Source organism: Methylobacterium sp. AC315 (assembly GCF_979253755.1).
Map to the genome: position 1 here is coordinate 179,332 of NZ_CEEDEA010000009.1, position 18,803 is coordinate 198,134.

An 18,803-nucleotide genomic window follows, 5' to 3' on the forward strand; every position below is an offset into this window, starting at 1 on the left:
TCAGCGCGTCGGCACGAGCCTGGACCGCCGCGCTCGAATCCGACGCGTCGCGTCACACCCCGGTGCGGGAAGCGCCGCCCGGAGACGTGGCCGGGGCGGGCCAGCAACCACTGCGCGGTCACCGTGTTGTCGGGGGCACCCGAACTCCGCATCCCGTCACATCGCGGCCTTGCGTCGGCGAGCGCATCCGTTCCCGACAGCGAGCCGCCCATGACCGACACCCGTACGCTCCCGCCTCATGTCGGCGACGCCCGCCGGCTGGAAGCGCTTCGCGAGTACGACATCCTCGACACGCCTCCCGAGAAGGGGTTCGACGATATCGTCGAGCTGGCTCGGCTGATCTGCTCCGCCCCGGTCGCGCTCGTCAGCCTCGTGGCGGGCGACCGCCAGTGGTTCAAGGCAAAGTCGGGTTTTGCCTCGTGCGAGACATCCCTCGACAAATCGATCTGCGCGCACGTTCTGGGCGCACCGGACATTCTGGTCATCCCGGACCTGTCGCTGGACCCTCGCACGCGAGACAATCCACTCGTCACCGGCGAACCGAGCCTTCGCTTCTACGCCGGTGCGCCGTTGGAGGCCGTCGACGGCCAGCGCCTCGGCAGTCTCTGCGTGATCGACTTGGCTCCTCGACCGGACGGTCTCACGGACCGGCAGGCGACAGCCCTGCGCGCGCTCGCCGGACAGGTCATGTCACAGATGGAGCTGCGCCGCTCGGTCGCCGAGCGCGAGGGCCTTCTCTCCGGCCAGGCCGCGCTGATCGATCAGCAGAACGCGCTGATCGCCGCCCAGGCCGCCGTGACCCAGGCGGCCGGGGATCGCGACGTCATTCTCGATACCCTTGTGGGCGGCGTCATGGCCGCGGTCTCCCAAACCGAAGGGGCGGTGATCGAACTGCGCGAGGGCGACGAACTGGTCTACCGCTCGGCACGCGGTGCGCTCGGCGCCCACGTGGGGCTGCGCGTCCCGATCGCCGGCAGCCTCTCAGGCCACTGCCTGATGAATGCCAAGCCGGTCCTCTGCCCGGACCTCCTCGTCGATCCCCGGGTCAGGCGAGACCTCGTCGAAGCGCTCGGCGCCCGCTCGGCCGTCTGCGTCCCGATCCTCCGCGGAGGCGAGGCCGTCGGCGTCCTGAAGCTCCAGTCCAGCCACCCCGATGCCTTCACCGGCCTCGACCTGCACGTCGCCTCGCTGTTCGCCGGCACCATACCGGCCGGGCTGGCGGAAGCCGGCGAGGCCGAGGCGCGCCGGGGCATGCGGGCGGGCGAGGCTACTCTGCGGACGGTGATGGAGACGCTCCCCGTCGGCGTCCTCATTGCGGAGGCGCCGTCCGGACGCATCGTCGGTCACAACGCCCGCGCCGGAGCGATTCTCGGGCACGAGGTGGCTGACGATACGACCGGCGAGCGGCCGGAACGCTGGATCGGGTTCCACGCCAACGGGCGCCGGGTCGATCCCAAAGAATGGCCGCTGGCCCGGGTGGCGCGGGACGGCGAGCCGCGCGCGGATCTCGAGGTGGACTACCAGCGCGGTGATGGAAGCCGCGCCTGGGTCGGGTTCTCGGCTGTGCCGATGCGCGACATCGACGGTCGCTGCATCGGCGCCGTCATGGTGGTGACCGACATCGACGGACGCAAGCGGGACGAGCTACATCTGGCTGCCGCCAAGCAGGCCGCGGAGGAGGCCAACCGGGCCAAGAGCGAGTTCCTCGCCAACATGAGCCACGAGCTTCGGACGCCGCTTTCGGCGGTGATCGGCTACTCCGAAATGCTGCAGGAGGAGATGGAGGACGGCGGCCACGACGACCTGCTGCCCGACATGCGCAAGATCGAAGCGAATGCCCGCCACCTCCTCGGGCTCATCAACGACGTCCTCGACCTCTCGAAGATCGAGGCCGAGCGCATGGAGACCTACGTCGAGGACTTTGCCGTCGACGCCATCGTGCGCGACGTCGCGGCTACGGTGGAATCTCTCGTTTCCGCCAAGGAGAACGCCTTATCCTTGGACCTCGCCGCCGACCTCGGCGACGCGCGCACCGACGTGACCAAGCTGCGCCAATGCCTGATCAACCTCCTGAGCAACGCAGCCAAGTTCACGGAAGGCGGACGGATCACCCTGTCGGCGGAACGGGGCGAACGCGACGGCGTCGATTGGCTGACCTTCCGGGTAAGCGACACCGGAATCGGCATGAGCCCGGATCAGCAGGCACGGCTGTTCGAGCGGTTCACGCAGGCCGACGCCTCGACCACGCGGAAGTTCGGCGGGACGGGGCTCGGCCTCTCCATCACACGGGCGTTCGCATCCATGCTGGGCGGCACCATCGCGGTGGCCAGCGAGGCGGGGCGTGGGACGACCTTCACGGTGTCGGTGCCGGCGCGCATCGCCGGAACGAACGACGCACCTCAGGTGGACGAGGATACCGGGCCGACGCCGTCCGATGACGCATCCGGGCGGGGCGTCGTCCTCGTCGTGGACGACGATCCTGCAACGCGCGATCTCCTGACCCGCTTCCTCAAGCGCGACGGGTTCCAGGTCGCGGCCGCCGTCGACGGCAGGGAGGGCTTGGACATGGCTCACCGCCTGCGGCCTCGGGTCATCCTCCTCGACGTGACCATGCCGCAGATGGACGGCTGGTCGGTCCTCCGTGCGCTCCGTGGCGATACCGAACTCGGAAACACGCCGATCATCATGGTGACGGTGCTGGGCGAGCGGAACCTTGCGTTCTCCCTCGGCGCCACGGACTACCTGCAGAAGCCGGTGGATTGGGACGAACTCCATGGCGTGATGGACCGCTTCCGTCCCCAGGACCATGAAGGTCCGTTGCTCGTCATCGATGACGATGACGACACGCGTGACCGGATGGCGGCGAGGCTGTCCCGGGAAGGCTGGCGGATCGTCGCCGCCGAGAATGGCAAGGTCGGGCTCGCCGCCGTCGCCGCCGAGCGGCCGTGCCTCGTTCTGCTCGACCTCATGATGCCCGAGATGGACGGCTTCACCTTCCTGAGCATCCTGCGGGCCAAGCCGGAATGGGGCTCGATCCCGGTCGTCGTGCTGACCGCCAAGGACGTCGACGGCGAGGACCGGCGGCGACTGGCGGGGCAGGCCGACAGCGTCCTGCGCAAGGGCCAAGTCGGCCTCGACGAATTGCCAGCGCTGCTGCGCTCGGTGGTCACGTAGCCCGGGGCTGCGGCAAAGCCTGCAGACGCGATCGGGCGCTGCCGAGCCACCGGCGCGAGAGCCATTCCCTATCGCGTTGCGCTCGGGAGCTGCTCCAAGTCCTTGATCCGATACGTTCGCCGACGCTGGATCCGTATCCGGTTCGGCGGCGAGCGCTCCCGCCGGAAGCGGGCCTTCACGATTCGGAGATCGACCGAAGACCGCAGTCGTTCGGTGCTACGACCGCCCACCACGCACCGGAAGTCCTATGGTTCACACCGGATACAATCCTCTCCTCGTCGCACTCTCCATCATCATCGCGATTTTCGCCTCGTACGCAGCCCTCGATCTCGGCGCGCGGGTCCGGCGCCCCGACGCCGGACCCCGCTGGGCCTGGGGCGCCGGCGCCGCAGTGGCGATGGGCGGCGGCATCTGGTCGATGCATTTCGTCGGCATGCTGGCCTTCGAAATGGGGATGGTGGCCGCCTACGATCTCGGACTGACCCTCCTATCCCTGCTGATCGCGGTGGGCGTCACCGCCGGAGCCTTCGCTTGGGTCGCACGCAGGGGAACGGGCGCGGGTTCGCTGCTGGTCGCCGGCCCGCTCATGGGCCTTGGCGTCGCGGCGATGCACTACACCGGAATGGCGGCCATGCGGGTCCCCGGCAACCTCGCCTACGATCCGGCCGTGGTGGCGGTGTCGGTCGCCATCGCGGTCACCGCTGCCACCGCTGCGCTATGGCTCACCTTTCGCCGCAACCGGCCCTGGCAGAAGCTCGCGGCCGCCTGCGTGATGGGGTTGGCGGTCGCCGGAATGCACTACACCGGGATGGCCGCGGCGACCTTCACCGCGCAGGAGGCCGGCGCTCATGCGCCCCACGTGGCCACCCTCGCGGCGGGCCAGCGCGACCTCGCTTTGGCGGTGGCGGGCGTCACCTTCCTCATCCTGTTCCTGGCGATGATCGCCTCCTCGCTCGACCAGCGCGGGGTGCAGCGCCGCCTGCACGTCAGTGAGGCGCGCTTCCGCTCCGCCGTCCGGGCCGTGAACGGCGTGATGTGGACGACCGATGCCACGGGGCGCTTCGTCGAGGAGCAGGCGGGATGGGCCGCCATCACCGGGCAGGCACCGGAGACCTACATGGGCGCGGGATGGGCCGAGGCGATCCATCCCGAGGACGTCGCCGCGACGGTCGCGACCTGGACCCAGGCGCTGCGCGACGAGGCCCCCTACACCGTCGAGCATCGCGTGCGCACCGCCGAAGCCGGCTGGCGCCGCTACGTGGCCCGGGCGGTGCCGGTGCGTGATGCCGACGGGACGGTTCGGGAGTGGGTAGGGGTCCACGAGGATATCACCGAGCGCCACGCGTTCGAGGTCGCGCTCAAGGAGGCGCGGGACGCCGCCGAGGAGCACAGCCGGGCCAAGAGCCGGTTCCTGGCCAACATGAGCCATGAACTCCGCACCCCTCTCTCGGCCGTGATCGGCTATTCCGAAATGCTGGAGGAGGAGGCGGAGGAACTCGGGCAGGAGAGCCTCCTGAAGGATCTCGGCAAGATCAAGTCGAACGCCCAGCATCTCCTCGGGCTGATCAACGACGTGCTCGACCTGTCGAAGGTCGAGGCTGAGAAGATGGAGCTCTATCCCGAGGACATCGACGTCGCCGCTTTCGTCGCGGACGCGGCCGCCACGGTCGAAGCCTTGGTGAAGAAGAAGGGAAACGTCCTCGTACTCGACGTGGCCGGCGATGCGGGCCAGGCCCGCACAGACGCGGTGAAGCTGCGCCAGTGCCTGTTCAACCTGCTCTCCAACGCGGCTAAGTTCACCGAGGGCGGCACCATCACCCTGGAAGCCGGACGGGAGGCGGGCCCCCGCGGCGACTGGCTCCGGTTCACAGTCCGGGATACCGGCATCGGCATGAACCCCGAGCAGGTCGGCCGCCTGTTCGAGCGGTTCACGCAGGCCGACGAGAGCACCACGCGCAACTACGGCGGGACCGGGCTCGGGCTGGCACTCAGCCGTGCCTTCGCTCAGCTGCTCGGCGGCGACATCACCGTGACGAGCGCGGTGGGCGAGGGAACGAGCTTCGCCCTGCGCGTGCCGGCGGCAGCACCGGACCGGACTGTCGATGACGGGCGGGACGCGGTGCCGGAGAACGGCGAACGCACGGAGGACTTGGTGCTCGTCATCGACGACGAGGCATCCCAGCGCGAGCTCATGACCCGGTTCCTCGAACGCCAGCGGTTCTCCGTGCGCACGGCGGGGGACGGGCGCACCGGCCTCGATCTCGCTCGGTCGCTCAAGCCCCGCGCCATCCTCCTAGACGTGATGATGCCCGACATGGACGGTTGGTCTGTGCTCGCGGCCCTCAAGTCGGACCCAGAAACCGCCGGCATCCCGGTGGTCATGGTGAGCTTCGTCGCCGACGCGACGCTCAGCGCCTCGCTCGGAGCCGTCGATGCCGTGCCGAAGCCCGTGGACTGGGGACGTCTCCGGACGATCCTAGACCAGTTCCGGGCCGCGGACGGCGATGTCCTGGTGGTCGACGACGATGCGGACATGCGGCACCGTCTCCGGACCGCCCTCGAACGCAACGGCTGGAGCGTCCGCGAGGCCGGCGACGGCCGTGAGGCGCTGGATCAGGTCGGGCTCGGCGTGCCGCGCCTCATCCTCCTCGACCTCACCATGCCGGTGATGGACGGGTTCTCGTTCCTCGACCGTCTGAGAAGACTGCCGGGTTGCGCCGACGTGCCGGTGGTGGTCCTCAGCGCCCGGGATGTCACGGCCGAGGAGCGCGACCGGTTGTCGAAGGCCGACCGCGTCCTGCGCAAGGGCGATGCCAGCCTCCAGGACATCGCCACCGCATTGCGCAAGCTCGACAACCGCCAGGAAACCAGCTCGACCCAGGATAACTAGACTGACTGCGTCCGTGGCCGAGCGACGGGAAACCGAATCCCATTATTCACGCTTTCCTGGATCGAACTCCGACTGTTTCTTCCGAAACCGTTTCCAGGAGGTGTGTTATATCGCGTATGATGTAAGTCTAAGATGCATCAATGTCGTAAATAAATAATCATTACTGTGCTAGGTCCGGCCAAAGAGAAGCCCTCGATGTTGAGAGGCAGGCCATCCGTACTTCCGTCTGCGAGCAGAGGCGGTTGCAGCTTGAGCGCTTGCCGCAAAAATGAGTGCCAGTTCGGCGGACGTGAGCGCCTAGGATCACGGACTTAAACCGTTCCCGATGGCAATGCGTTCGCAAGCGGCTCTCAGGGAAACGGCGGGGACTTACCAAGCCGAAATAGCAGTAGATCCGGGTCTCTGATCAAGTACTCTTCTGAAAACGCTTGGCTCTCGCGGTGTCGCGCCGGGACGGTGCGCTCCGCATCTCGGATCCCAGATGTCGTCGCAGCGTGAGCGCGAGCGCGGTCGAGCGCCAGGGTCGGCGTGCGACATCGACGATGGGGACGGCCGAGAGGACCTCCGGCCTCACCGTGTCTGCGGCCGAGAGCGACAGGACGATCGGACGGTTCACGATCGCGGCGGCCCGGCGGGCGAAGGCGAGACCCAACGGACCCGACGGCCTGTTTTCGACGATCAACAGGTCGAAGCGCTCGGGCTCCGCGCGCAGGGCCGCCAGCGCTGCCTCCGTGTCGGTGTAACCGATGGGCTCGTAGCCCAGTGCCGCGAGGGTCTCCTCATCCTCCTGCACAGCCGCGCGCACGCCCCCGACAACCATGACGGTTGCGCCGGCGACCGAGGTGGCGGTTTCTGCCTGCGGGATCACGGGCAACCACACCTCGAACGTGCTGCCCTCCCCCACTGCGCTGTGCACGTCGAAGGCCCCATCCTGCTCCTGGACGAACTCGAAGGCGGTGGCGAGCCCGAGCCCGGTTCCGGCCGGACGGGTGGTGAAGAAGGGCTCGAAGATGCGCGCGAGCGTCCCGTCATCCATTCCGCGGCCGGTATCGGCCACGCGGATACGGACGTACTCGCCCGCTGGCAGCTCACCGTGGGAGACGGTTCGCCGCTCGGGTAGCCGGACGCGCGCGAGCTGCACGTCGACCGCCGCGCTTGGTTCGGAGGCCTGCATCGCGTTACGGATGAGGTTGTGGACCACCTGCTGCAGCTGTGCCGGCTCGCCATCTACGACTGCGCCTTCGGCAGCCCCCGTCAGGCGGATCGTGGTCGGGTCGGCGGTCGAGGTTCGGATCTGCGCCACCGTCTCGGACACGATCGCATCCACCGCGCTTGTGCTCTGGGCGGCGCCGCCCCGCCGCCCGTAATCGAGGATCTGCGCCGCGATCTCGTGCGCGCGGCCACCCGCCTGGACCAGAAAATCGATCTGCTTGCGGGCCCGTTGCGGATCGGCCGGCAGGGCGTCCGCGGCGATCTCGGCATGGCCGAGCATCACGTTGAGCACGTTGTTGATGTTGTGCGCCACGCCGCTTGCGAAGATCCCGATCGCTTCGAGCCGTTGCGCTCGCCGAAGGGTCGCCTCGATCTCGCGGCGCTCCGCCCAGACATGCTGGCGCTCCAGGGCGGCCCCGAAGCTGTCGGCGACGACCTGCAGGAGGCCACGCGAGTGCCGCATCCAGGGCGGCAGGGTGCTGCTCGTGCGCTCGAAGCACAGCACGCCGACGATTCTGCCCTGACGGCGCATGCGCGCGCACGTGAATGTGGTGACCCCACGCCGCGCGAGGGCTTGAAGCAGGGCCGGAGGGCCATGCCGGTCCGCCGTTTCGATGAAGATGTAGTCTTCCGGGGCGGCCGTGATCTCGGGCACCAGGGCCCGTTGCGCATCTGGCCATCCGCAAGGGGCCCGATGCCCCGGCCGATTCCAGAGATGCACCGCATCCGTGCCGTCGAGCATGAGGACGTAGCAATTGTCCGTCCCCGCTCCTTCGCCCACGATGGCCATGGCATCGACGATGTGGCCTTCGATCTCGTCGGGCTGGCTGGCGAGAAACAGGTTGGTGGCCCGCGCCACGACGGCTTGGAAAACGATCGTCCGGCGCAGGATCACGGTGCCGGCCCGCATCAGGAAGCCGACGCGAACCACCAGGGCGAGCAGCGCCAGGGCCGCTGCGTAGAGGGCGAGTCGGAAACCGTCCGCGCGGGCCTGCCGCCGGTCCTTGAGGGCGCGGCGGGCCTCCAGCAAGGCTTGCCGCGCCGCCTCGCTCGACGCTGCCGGAAGGGAGCGGGTGATGGTGTCGACCTGCGGCAGCAGATCCAGGAGTTGACGGCCGTGCAGGACGATGGCGCCTATGTCCGCACCCCTGTCCGCTCCCCAGGGGGCCGCAGCGAGGGCGTCGAGCCGGGCGCGGATGGCGTCGAGCCGCTCGGGGCTCGCGTCCCGGGCAAGCTCCGAGACTCGTATCTGCAGGGCGGCGACCGCGCGGGCGAGCCGGGGATCGATATCCGGCTCGGACATGCGGTCGCTGAGGGAGTCGAAATAGGCGATCGAGTTCTGCACGAGGGCGTTGCCGGTCTTGAAGCGCTCGACCATCTGCGCCTCCCGGCTGATCGCCTCGGCCAAAGCGTGCATCTCGCCGTCGTCGGGGCCGTTCGCCGCGCGCATCCCGGCCAGCGCCGCGCGCATGTCCCGGAGGTGGGCCACGATCGGATCGTAGTTGCGCAGGAGCCCGGTCCTGGCGCGGAGCACGTCGTGCTGCATCCGGGACTCCGCGAGGGCGATGGCGTCGATCGTTCGCTGGGTCCGCACGTAGGCGGCGTCCATCTCGCCCTTGCCGTTGATCATCAGCCACGTGAGAAGCGCGGCCAGCAGCGCGCCGAGGACAGCGGCCTGCGCGGTCAGCCTCATCGCTGCGGCACCGCGGAGGGCGCGTTCGGAGCCGTGAGGGGGCGTCCCGCGTAGGAGCCGGTCAGGGTCCCGAGGAACGCCACGATCGCGTCGGTCTGCGAAGCCGTCAGCTCCCGGCCGAGCTGGGCCCGCGCCATGAGCCGCACCGCCTCGGGTAGCGTCGCGATGCCGCCATCGTCGAAGTAGGGGGCCGTGACCGCGACGTTGCGCAGGCTGGGGACCCGGAGCACCTCGGCGGCCTTGTTGGGGATCGTGACGAAGATCCCGACCTTCTCGAACAGGTTTCCGCCGACATTGACGCCCTGGTGGCAGGCGGCGCAGCCGATGCCCCGGAACAGGGCGAAGCCCGCCCGCTCCGCCTCGGTGATGGCGTGGGCGTCGCCGCGCAGCCACCGGTCGAAGCGGCTGTCGGGGGTGAGCAGGCTGCGCTCGAAGCTGTTGATCGCGTCGATCACGGCCTCCCGATCGGCCTCCCGGCCGTAAGCGGCGCGGAACGGCTCGGCGAACGCCGGATCGTCGCGGATCACCGCAAGGATATCGGGCCACGATCCGCCCAGGAATTCCGGTCGCATCAGGGCGAGCTCGGCTTGGTCCTGCAGGGTCGGGATATCGCCCGCCCAGCCGAGGCGGAAGCTCAGTGCCGCATTGAAGGCTGTGGGCGTGTTGCGCGGGGCGGGCGTGCCGTCGGCGGTGAGATTCCGCGCGACCGCGCTCGCGCCGTTGCTGCGGATGTCGTGGCAGGTGATGCAGGCCCGGTCGCCCCCGCGCGACAGCCGGGTGTCGGTGAACAGCATCCGGCCGAGTGCGATCCGGTCCGGATCCGACCCGAGGCTGCTCGGGACCGGCGTGATGACGTCCAACGCCTCCACGGCCTCGGCCGGAAGACGGCCGCCGGCCGGCTGCTCCTGGGCGAACGGCGGCAGGACGGCCAGGGCGCTGCCCACGAGGCCAGCCACGAGAACGGCGGCGGCGGACCGGGCCAAGCGCGGCAGGGCCACGGCTATAGTTTCTCGACGTGCGCGGCGAAGACGTAGCCGACGCCGCGCTCGGTGACGATCAGGCGCGGTGTGCTGGGATCCGCCTCCAGCTTTCGGCGTAGCCGCAGGATCTGGACGTCGATGCTGCGGTCGAACACGTCTTCGTGGACGCGGGTGGCCTGAAGGAGCTGCTCGCGGCTCAGTGGACGCTGAGGGGCGTCCAGGAAGGCCACCAGCAGCGCGTATTCGCCCTTGCTGAGGGCGACATCCGCGCCCGCGGGGTTGGTGAGCCGCCGGCGACGCCGGTCGAGAACCCAATCGTCGAAGCGGCTCCGGTGAGATTCCTGGGCCCGGGCTGGAACGGGTACGACCTCGGCTCGCCGCAGGATCACCCGCACCCGGGCGAGCAGCTCACGCAAACCGTAGGGTTTGACGAGGTAATCGTCCGCGCCGAGTTCGAGACCGATCACCCGGTCGATCTCGTCCCGGCGGTGACCGGTGGTGATGATCACCGGCAGGTCGCTCCTGGCGCGCAGGTCGCGCAAGAGATCCAGCCCGTTCTCCGACCCCAGTCTCAGGTCGAGCACGACGAGATCGAAAGTGCCTTCCGCAAGCCGCTTCTCCGCCTCCGCTCGGTCGGTCGCTGGGGTGACGTCGACGTCGTGGTCGGCGAAGTGGTCCGAGACGATGCGCTGCATGCCCGCATCGTCCTCGACGAGGAGGATGCGCGTCGCGCCGGGACGTGCGCTCCGCCCGTGACCCCGGTCCAGACTGGGTTCGATCATGGCCAACTCCGCTTCGCGGCAGCCTGCCGCGACGGCACGATCTCGATGCGCCGGCTCACGGACAAAGGCAGCTGCCCCGGATTGGGGGACTGCGCCGCCCGGGAGACCGACCCATCCTTCGCCGACCCACCCCGGCCGCCCTTCAGGGGACGTCCGGACGTCGGGCCTTGCACGGCGAAGCTGATATCATGCCCCCCAAAGGATTGCGCCCTTCATATTGTGCGGGGCAACACAACACGAGCATTCGCCCTGGACATAGCTGTATCGGACGAACGAAAAGACGGTTTGTTACGGCTGTAATATGAATTGATGCTGACCGACATGGCGATGTAACTCGAAAATACAATTGTCGACTTCTCGTAGTGGAGAGGTGGCCATGATTGATGCCGTGATCGCGGCGGTCTGCCCGCGCAGCCGCAGACACTTCCGTAAGTCCGGACCAGATTGGCGGGATCCCGTAGCGGACACTGGGCAGCCGCCGGGCAGCCGATCCCGGGATCGTACCGGCCCGACTCCACCGTTGGTCGCTGGCCCCTCAGCGGGACGTGGCGCCTTCGCATGGCTGCTGGAGGCTTTGACGATCGGCTTCGCCTACGGCGGATGTATCCACCATACGCATCCAGATTATATCGAATTTCTTGTCAATATTAGTGCGCAGTATCGGCACCAGCAATGCTAATATCGATTAATATCGACGTAATAAATTTAATTTCTGAGATGTATTAGCTGAATTACAATCCGAAACAACGCCTTCATGCGCGATCGTATTGGGAGATCAAGACCATGCCGCTTCATGTCTTATGTATCTCATGGGGAACCGCGGGCAATCTTAGCCCTGTGCTTACGGCAGCCCGGCAGTTGCACCGGGCGGGCCACCACCCGCGCGTCATGGCCGAGTTGGCGATGCGTGGCGAGGTCGAGGCGGCCGGCTTCCCGTTCATCGGGTGGCGCCGGGCTCCGACCGGCATCGATGCCGACCCGGCCGATTTCTCGGATCTGGCGGACTGGCTGCGTAAGACCATGTTCGCGCCGGCGCGTACCTACGCGGCGGATACGCTGGACGAGATCCGCCGCGTTCCGACCGACGCCGTCCTGAGCATCGATCTCCTGGTCGGCTGCGCCCTTGCGGCCGAGGCCGCCGCACTGCCGCACGCAGTCCTGTCGCCGCATGTCAGCATCCGTCCGCTACCCGGCATTCCGACAGCAGCCAGTGGCTTGGCGCCGCCGCGGAACGCGGAGGAGCAGGCCGCAGTGGAGGCAGCGAAAACCGCGATCGTGTCCGCGATGGAACAGGGAAGGCCGGTGCTCAACGCCGCACGGCGCGCCTTCGGGCTGCCCCCGGTCGCCACCGCGTTCGCGCACTTCGAAAAGGCGGAGCGCGTCCTCCTGGCCATCAGCCGCACCTTCGACTTCGACACCGAAGCGCTTCCTGCCAACTATCGGTACATTGGGCCCTTGCTCGATGAACCGGGCTGGTCCCGCGGGGCTCTGACCGCATGGCCCGGGGCGCGCCGGCCCCGGATCCTCGTCGCCGGCAGCACCGGCGCCCAGAACCAGACCGACCTCCTGCGGCGCATCGCGTGTGCCCTCGGGACGGTCGATGCCGAGACCGTCGTGACCACCGGCCACAATGTCGTGGCGGAGGATCTCGCTGCCCCGGCCACCATCCGTGTCGTGGCGGCGGCCTCCCATGACGCCCTCATGGCAGAGGCGGATCTGGTGGTGTGCCAGGGCGGTCACGGCACCGTCAGTCGCGCGCTGCTGCACGGCGTGCCCCTGCTGGTCATCCCGCTCGCGCGCGACCAGGCCGACAACGCCGCCCGTATAGCCCAGCGCGGCGCCGGCCTGCGTCTTCTTGCCGGGGCGCTCGAGACCGAGATTGCGACGGCGACCCGCCGGCTTCTGGCGGAACCGAGTTTCCGGGCAGCCGCGAGGGTCCTCGGCGCGGCCGTGCGGGCGGATCTCGACGCGGCCGGCCTCGTCCGGGAGATCGAGGCGATGACAGCGTCGCACAGGGCTTCGGATCGGGGCGGAGACCGGCGTTGGGCCTGATCCGGGCCCTCGTGCCGGGGCATCCCGGCATCCGCCCCGGCTCAGCCGCCTTCTCGGCCCTGCTCGGGCTGTTGGCGGCCCTCCCGACCTTCGGGATCGACATGATCCTGCCGAGCCTGCCGGACACGGCGGCCGCGCTGCATGTCCCGCCGTCCGCGATGGGCGCGGCCATGAGCGCCTACCTGCTCGGCTTCGGGTCGGCGCTGCTGGTCTACGGTCCGGCCTCGGACCGCCTGGGCCGCAAGCCCGCCGTCGCCTGCGGCTGCCTGCTCCTCATCGGCGGCAGCCTCGGCTGCGCTACGGCGCGGACGTTGCCGCACTTCCTATTGTTCCGCGCCCTCCAGGGGATCGGTGCCGCGGGCCCGGGCATGGCGGTCCTGGCGATGGTGCGGGACTTGTTCAGGGGCGAGGCGGCGCGCTCGCGGATGTCGTTCGTCGTCCTCATGATCAACGTTGTGCCGATGGTGGCCCCGGCGGTGGGCGCGGAAGTGATGGATCTCGGCGGTTGGCGTCTGATCCACGCCGCGCCGATCGCCGCCGCCCTCGTGGCCCTGGTCGGGATCCGGCACATCGACGAGCCCCTGCGGCGGCGGCCCGGTCCCGAGCCGGCGGCCACCGGGATCCTGCGCGGCTACGGCCGGATTCTGGCGAGCGGGGCTTTCCTCGGCCACGCGCTGTGCAACGCCGCGGCGGCAGGCGCGGTCTTCGCCTACATCACCGGTTCCGCACTGGTGTTCATTGACGCCCTCGGCTTCAGTCCGCTGGCCTACGGGCTGGTGTTCGGGGCGAGTTCCTTGTCGGTGATGGGCGGCGCGTTCCTGAATGGGCGCCTCTCGGCCCGGGGCATCGCTCCTGAGCGGGTGATCGGTGCCGGCCTCGTTTTGGCGACGAGTTCGGCGGCAATCCTCCTCGCCGCCACGCTGATCGGACCTCCCGTGGCCCCGCCGGTGATCGCCGCGATGGTCGGCGTGGCCCTGGCCTTCGGCCTCATCTCGCCCAACGCCATGCACGGCGCCACGGATGTCAGCCCGGAAGCCGCAGGCTCGGCCAGCGCCGTCGCGGTCTTCCTTCAGATGGCCAGCGCGGCCTTCGCGAGCGACGTCGTCGCCCGGTTCTTCGACGGCCGGTCGGCTCTGTCGATGGCCGCCGTCATGCTCGGCTGCTGCCTCACGGCGTTCGCCGCCCACGCCGGCCTCACGCGGCCGGCACGGCGGCAGCCCTCATCCCCCTCCCCCTCCCGACAGAACGGAGAGCCCGCATGACCTTCGACCCACCCTCCTGGCAGCCGCGCCACCTGACGCGCGACGGCACCCGGCTTGCCCATATCGACGCCGGACCGCTCACGCCTGTTGGGCATCCCTTGCTGCTGATCAACGGCTGGACCGGCGATCATGGCATCTTCACGCCGCAGATCCGGCACTTCTCGAAGACGCACCGCGTCGTGGCGGTGGACCTGCGCGGCCACGGCGCCAGCGACGCGCCGGAGCAGGACTACACGATGGAGGGCTTCGCCGAGGACATCGCGTGGCAATGCCGGACGCTGGGCTTGGTAAAGCCGCTGGTCATCGGCCACAGCCTCGGCGGCGCGGTGGCGTTGGAGCTGTGTGGTCGCCATCCCGACCTCGCCGCCGGTCTCGTGATGATCGACACGATCGTCCTGCCCTCGCCCGACGCGGCGGGCATGGCCGAGATCGAAGGATTGTTGACGGGCGTCGGCAGCCCGGATTACCGGAGCGTCGTGCGCAACACGGCCTGGGCGATCGGCTGCGATCACGACCATCCGGCGCGGCGGCAGGCACTCTTCGACACGTTCATCCTCGGCCCCTGCCTGAGAACGCCGCAGCATGTGGCCTATTCGGCCCTCAGCAACATGGTACGGCACCACGATCCGGTGCCGGCGGCGCGCGCCTGCCGGATACCTATGGCCTACATCTCGGCGGACGTGCCCCTGGTGGAGGCGGCGCGCGATCTCGACCGACTGCGCGAACTCTGCCCGCAACTCGTCACGGCCAAGACCCTGCTCGCAGGCCATTTCAACACGCTCGAGGTGGCCGACCAGGTCAACGCGATGATCGAGCGCTTCCTGTCGGTCGGCCTGACGACCCGCGCGCCGTAGACGAAGGTGGCGCGAAGGCCTTCCGACGGGCTCCGTTCGTCCTGCAGCGGCGCGGGCATGCGCACCGTGCCTCGCTCCCTGGAAGGAGAGCGGCCCGCGCCCTCCCGAACCCGCGGTGTTGGGTCCGAAGCATGGCCCGCTCGGCACGGATCAGCGGGACGGCATCCTGACCGGACGCCGTCAAACGTCATGGCGCACCGTCGTCAGGGCGCACCAACGTCACGGTACCGGCCCATCTCCGACCGGTCGCCGAGAAGGCGCCGCGCCGAAGAAATGACCTGGAGTGTCTGCGTGCTCAGCTGCTCCTGGAGCGCCCGTCGCTCATAATGCCGTAGGCGAGCAATGAGGTCTTCAGAACCCGAGACCCCGTGTTCCTTGCCGCCGATCACCGAGTCCGTGATCGTTCGTCTGAGCAACGCCTCGAAGACGTCGTCGCTATTCGCCGGCCCTGCATCCATGAAGACTTCTCCTTCTGCCAAGCGACAGCTTTTTCGAAGGGCTAAGTTACGGCGTGATTTCCGAGTCTCTGACGCACGAAACACGCTGCACTGGACGTGCTCCTGCGCACACCGGAGCCATTCGCGCGTCCTTTCTCACAGGCCGCGGCGCGGAATGTTATGATCGTAACCATCGGACGAGCTTCCGAAATCATCCGGTAGCTCGGGCCTCCGACGGTTCTCGCGCAGTTCAGCAGCGAGGCCCCCAGGATGAACGGTACCGAAGACAGTCTGCTCGACGCTGGCATCCCCGAGCCGTCCATCGACATTCCGACGCTGACGGTGGCGGAGTTGGAAGCCGATCCGCACGGGGTGTTCCGCACCTGGCGACCCCGGCTGCCCGTCGTCGGTCACGAGGTCGCCGGCTTCCTCGTCCTCCGCGCCCGCGATGTCGATCTGCTGATGCGCGACCCTCGTGTCCAGGCGACGGAGACGCTCTATCCCAAGGCGCGCGGGATTCCGGAGGGCCCGCTGTTCGACATCTTCGCGCACGGTATGCTCAACGCCAACGGGGCGGTGCATCGCCGGCGCCGCTCGCCCTTCACTCGCACCTTCGCGGCCCGGATCATCGAAGGTCTGCGCTCGCGGATCCGCGCTGCCGCGGAGAGCCTCGTCCAGGACTGGATGCCGGAGGAGGACATCGACCTTGTCGCGCGTTACTCCGCCCTGATCCCGGCCCAAACCATCGCCGAAATCCTCGGCCTGCCGCGTGGGGACATCCCCCATTTCACGCATCTCGCCTATGAAGTCTCACGGGTGCTGAGCTTTACCTTCGGACCGGAAGACATCCCGGAACTCGAGGCGGCCGCGGTCGCGCTCCACGATTACGTGCAGGCCCTTCTCGAGGCGCGCCGGTCGGCGCCCCGGGACGATTTCCTGACGCGTTTCCTCGCGGAAGCCGAGGCGGCGGGTGAACTCACCCCCGAAGAGGTGATCGTTCAACTCGTGCAGATGATCATCGGCGGCACTGATACGACCCGTGTCGCCGGCGCCATGCAGGTGGCGCTGCTGCTGCAACATCCGGAGCAATGGGCGGCGGTGCGCGGAGATCCCAGCCTGATCCCCGCCGCGGTGGCGGAATCCTTGCGCTACGAGCCGAGCGTCGGGTCCGCCGAGCGGGTCGCCCGAGAGGAGATCCGCCTCGACGGGTATGTCGTGCCGGCCGGAAGCCTGATCCTGCTCTCGACGCTGTCGGCGTTGCGGGACGAGGCTGTCTACGCACATCCCGACACGTTCGACACCCGGCGCACCGACCTACCACGCCTGCATCCGGTCTTCGGCGGTGGCGCACACCGGTGCATCGGCGAGGCCCTGGCGCGGATCGAACTGGAAGAGGGCCTGGGCGCCCTGACGCGCCTAGCCCCACGCTTGCGTATGACCGGGGCGATGCCGGTCCTTCAGGGCCACAGCGGTATCCGCCGCATCGATGCGCTGAGGGTTGCCGCCTAGCGCGGCCTACCGCCTCCGCCGTCCACGGTAGGCGCAACCGCGTCGATCGCGTTCCGCAGCTGCGCCCCGACAGACCGCCCCCGGCCTCGCTCCTGGTTGCCGTCGCGACAGCACGGCAGCCGTCTTCCCGGCGCGCAAAGGGCGCCCGACGAAGGTTTTTCTTCGCGCGAAGCCAGCCGCGAGGCGTTCCAATCCGATTTCGCGTATCGCCCGCCTGTTGGTCGACGGTGGCCACAACGTTGTGGTCCTGTCGGGCTCGACTTGTCCTGACGCATCCCGCTTGAACCGTCGGCGCCGGTGAGCCCGACAATCCGCCCGTGATCACGGACGACGGCGGCCGAGTGCGCGGAGCCGCCGGATCGAACACTGGATCTCGCAGAGAGCTGCCGCGGGACGGGCTGACGTTCCAACGGTGCGTCCGACCGCACCTGACCCACCGGACTGAGTGCGGTCATGCGTGTTTGCACATGCTAATCGAATACAATCGAAATCGATTACGGCGCGTACGTGCGACGGGAACTGTTTTTACGTATTTCCACTGTCATAAGTATTCAGATCGAAGAAATCGTGGCGTAAGATAGCTGCCGCACTCCTGATGCCTCACTGTCGGGAGTACGAAACCATGATCGCTCATCGGACCAGAATCACGGCGGGCGCGGCGATTGCAGCCCTTCTCTTGCCCCTGTCGGTCCCGACCGCCGTACGATCGCAGCCGGCCCCACGCTTCACGCAGCCCGACGTGCCGAGCCTCGCCGCGACCACTGTCCCCCTTTCGTCCCGAACGAGCCGGGACTGGCGTTCTCCCGCTGTCGAGCGTGAGCATCTCAGGGCACAGCGCGTCATCAGCCGCGTCTGCTCGGGATGCTGATGCCGGCGATGTTCCTTTCGGAAACTTCCGCCGTGAGGGTGGACACCTTGTCCCGGCTGGGTCCCGCGCGGCGGGGGGCTGAGTGGGCCGAGAGCCTCCGCCGAGGCTGGACTGCCGCCGCAGCATGGGACGGTCCGCTCCTCGCCGTGGCGCCGATACCACTGGTTCTGGGGCTGGCGTCCGCGACCGCGCCTGAACCCGTCGCGCTCGGCGTCGCCGGGCTTGCCGCCACGTGTCTCGCGCTGCGCGTTCAGCGCCTGCGCTCCGCAGCCCGCACGGTGATGCAGCAACGGGACAACCTCGCACGCTTGGCCGCCCCTGCAGTCGCCCGATGGGTTGCCGAGACCGATTCCAACGCTCTGCGCGCAGGTTGGGAGCAGGAGGCAACGGTGCTGTTTGCCGACATCTGCGGTTTTACCGATCTCTGCGAAACTATGCCGCCTGGGGATGTCGCAGCGTTCCTCGCCGACTTTCGGGTCCGCGCCGCGCGGGCGATCGAGGCGGCGGGCGGCCTTGTCGACAAGTTCGTCGGCGACGAGGTCATGGCCGTGTTCGGCGTGCCGCAAGCAGCGCCCGAGGATGCAACGCCCGAGGATGCCGATCGCGCCGTCGCGGCGGCCCGCGCGCTTGCTGCTGCCATGTCGGAGTGGAGCCGCGAACGGGAGCAGACGGGTCTGCCGCCGGTCCGCATCGGCATCGGACTGCACCGCGGTCCGGTTTTCGTCGGCGCCATCGGGGCGGAACGCGTCGAGTTCACCGCGGTCGGCGACACCGTCAACGTGGCGCGTCGCCTGGAGCAGATGACTCGCACCCTCGCCTGCAGCTGCCTCGCATCAGAAGCTGTGGTGCAGGAGGCGACGTCCAGCGAGGGACAGCTCATGGCCGTCAGGCCCGTGCGCGGAGCCTGTACCGTCCTACGCCTGTTCGCGATTCCGCTTCACACCGGGCGGCGGACCGGTTTGTCCATCCGCCCGGTGTGTATTCCGAAGGCGCGCGGAACAAACTCGACGATGCCGAGGTCGGAAGCGCCATCCGGCCAGTGATGCGCGGGGCCCCCCCTTTCGGCGGCAGGCGGGGCACGATCAGCGAA

Annotated in this window: 11 protein-coding genes; 7 read left to right on the forward strand and 4 right to left on the reverse strand. The window is 68.7% G+C overall.

The window, feature by feature from the left end; all coding sequences use genetic code 11:
• The first annotated feature begins 210 nt into the window (after positions 1-210).
• Together AC0IY0_RS17205 and AC0IY0_RS17210 are read left to right on the forward strand one after the other, a co-directional pair.
• Positions 211-3,174 (forward strand): response regulator, encoded by a 2,964-nt coding sequence (locus AC0IY0_RS17205; RefSeq protein WP_471764759.1) that lies wholly within the window; start codon positions 211-213, stop codon positions 3,172-3,174.
• 247 nt (positions 3,175-3,421) lie between these two features.
• Positions 3,422-6,064 carry an MHYT domain-containing protein gene (locus AC0IY0_RS17210; protein ID WP_471764760.1) on the forward strand — a complete coding sequence of 881 codons (2,643 nt, stop codon included), beginning with the start codon at positions 3,422-3,424 and terminating at the stop codon, positions 6,062-6,064.
• Positions 6,065-6,470: 406 nt separating this feature from the next.
• On the opposite strand, the gene AC0IY0_RS17215 is transcribed toward AC0IY0_RS17210, so the two are convergent.
• Genes AC0IY0_RS17215 through AC0IY0_RS17225 form a run of 3 tightly spaced genes read right to left on the reverse strand, consistent with a single transcriptional unit; the run spans position 6,471 to position 10,731 of the window.
• Positions 6,471-8,969 (reverse strand): two-component system VirA-like sensor kinase, encoded by a 2,499-nt coding sequence (locus tag AC0IY0_RS17215; protein WP_471764762.1) that lies wholly within the window; start codon positions 8,967-8,969, stop codon positions 6,471-6,473.
• Complete coding sequence (locus tag AC0IY0_RS17220) at positions 8,966-9,967, reverse strand: cytochrome-c peroxidase (protein WP_471764763.1); 1,002 nt, start codon at positions 9,965-9,967, stop codon at positions 8,966-8,968. The genes AC0IY0_RS17215 and AC0IY0_RS17220 overlap by 4 nt, the downstream gene beginning before the upstream one ends.
• A gap of 2 nt (positions 9,968-9,969) precedes the next feature.
• Positions 9,970-10,731, reverse strand: coding sequence for a response regulator (locus AC0IY0_RS17225; RefSeq protein ID WP_471764764.1), 762 nt, complete (start codon positions 10,729-10,731; stop codon positions 9,970-9,972).
• A gap of 888 nt (positions 10,732-11,619) precedes the next feature.
• On the opposite strand from AC0IY0_RS17225, the gene AC0IY0_RS17230 reads away from it, so the two are divergent.
• The 3 genes from AC0IY0_RS17230 to AC0IY0_RS17240 are packed head-to-tail and all read left to right on the forward strand — an operon-like array spanning position 11,620 to position 14,899.
• Positions 11,620-12,783 carry a glycosyltransferase gene (locus AC0IY0_RS17230; protein ID WP_471764765.1) on the forward strand — a complete coding sequence of 388 codons (1,164 nt, stop codon included), beginning with the start codon at positions 11,620-11,622 and terminating at the stop codon, positions 12,781-12,783.
• Positions 12,774-14,045, forward strand: a complete 1,272-nt coding sequence (locus AC0IY0_RS17235) for a multidrug effflux MFS transporter (protein WP_471764766.1) — start codon at positions 12,774-12,776, stop codon at positions 14,043-14,045. The genes AC0IY0_RS17230 and AC0IY0_RS17235 overlap by 10 nt, the downstream gene beginning before the upstream one ends.
• Entirely contained in the window at positions 14,042-14,899 is an 858-nt protein-coding gene (locus AC0IY0_RS17240) for an alpha/beta fold hydrolase (protein ID WP_471764767.1), read from the forward strand. The genes AC0IY0_RS17235 and AC0IY0_RS17240 overlap by 4 nt, the downstream gene beginning before the upstream one ends.
• 203 nt (positions 14,900-15,102) lie before the next feature.
• Here AC0IY0_RS17240 and AC0IY0_RS17245 read toward each other — a convergent pair whose 3' ends face one another.
• Entirely contained in the window at positions 15,103-15,357 is a 255-nt protein-coding gene (locus tag AC0IY0_RS17245) for a hypothetical protein (protein ID WP_471764768.1), read from the reverse strand.
• Between the two features lie 249 nt (positions 15,358-15,606).
• Here AC0IY0_RS17245 and AC0IY0_RS17250 point away from each other — a divergent pair, with 249 nt between their 5' ends.
• Together AC0IY0_RS17250 and AC0IY0_RS17255 are read left to right on the forward strand one after the other, a co-directional pair.
• The gene (locus AC0IY0_RS17250) at positions 15,607-16,845 is read left to right on the forward strand and encodes a cytochrome P450 (RefSeq protein WP_471764769.1); all 1,239 of its coding nucleotides are present in this window, start codon (positions 15,607-15,609) and stop codon (positions 16,843-16,845) included.
• A 1,014-nt stretch (positions 16,846-17,859) separates the two neighbouring features.
• Positions 17,860-18,756, forward strand: a complete 897-nt coding sequence (locus AC0IY0_RS17255; RefSeq protein ID WP_471764770.1) for an adenylate/guanylate cyclase domain-containing protein — start codon at positions 17,860-17,862, stop codon at positions 18,754-18,756.
• The last annotated feature ends 47 nt before the right edge of the window (positions 18,757-18,803 follow it).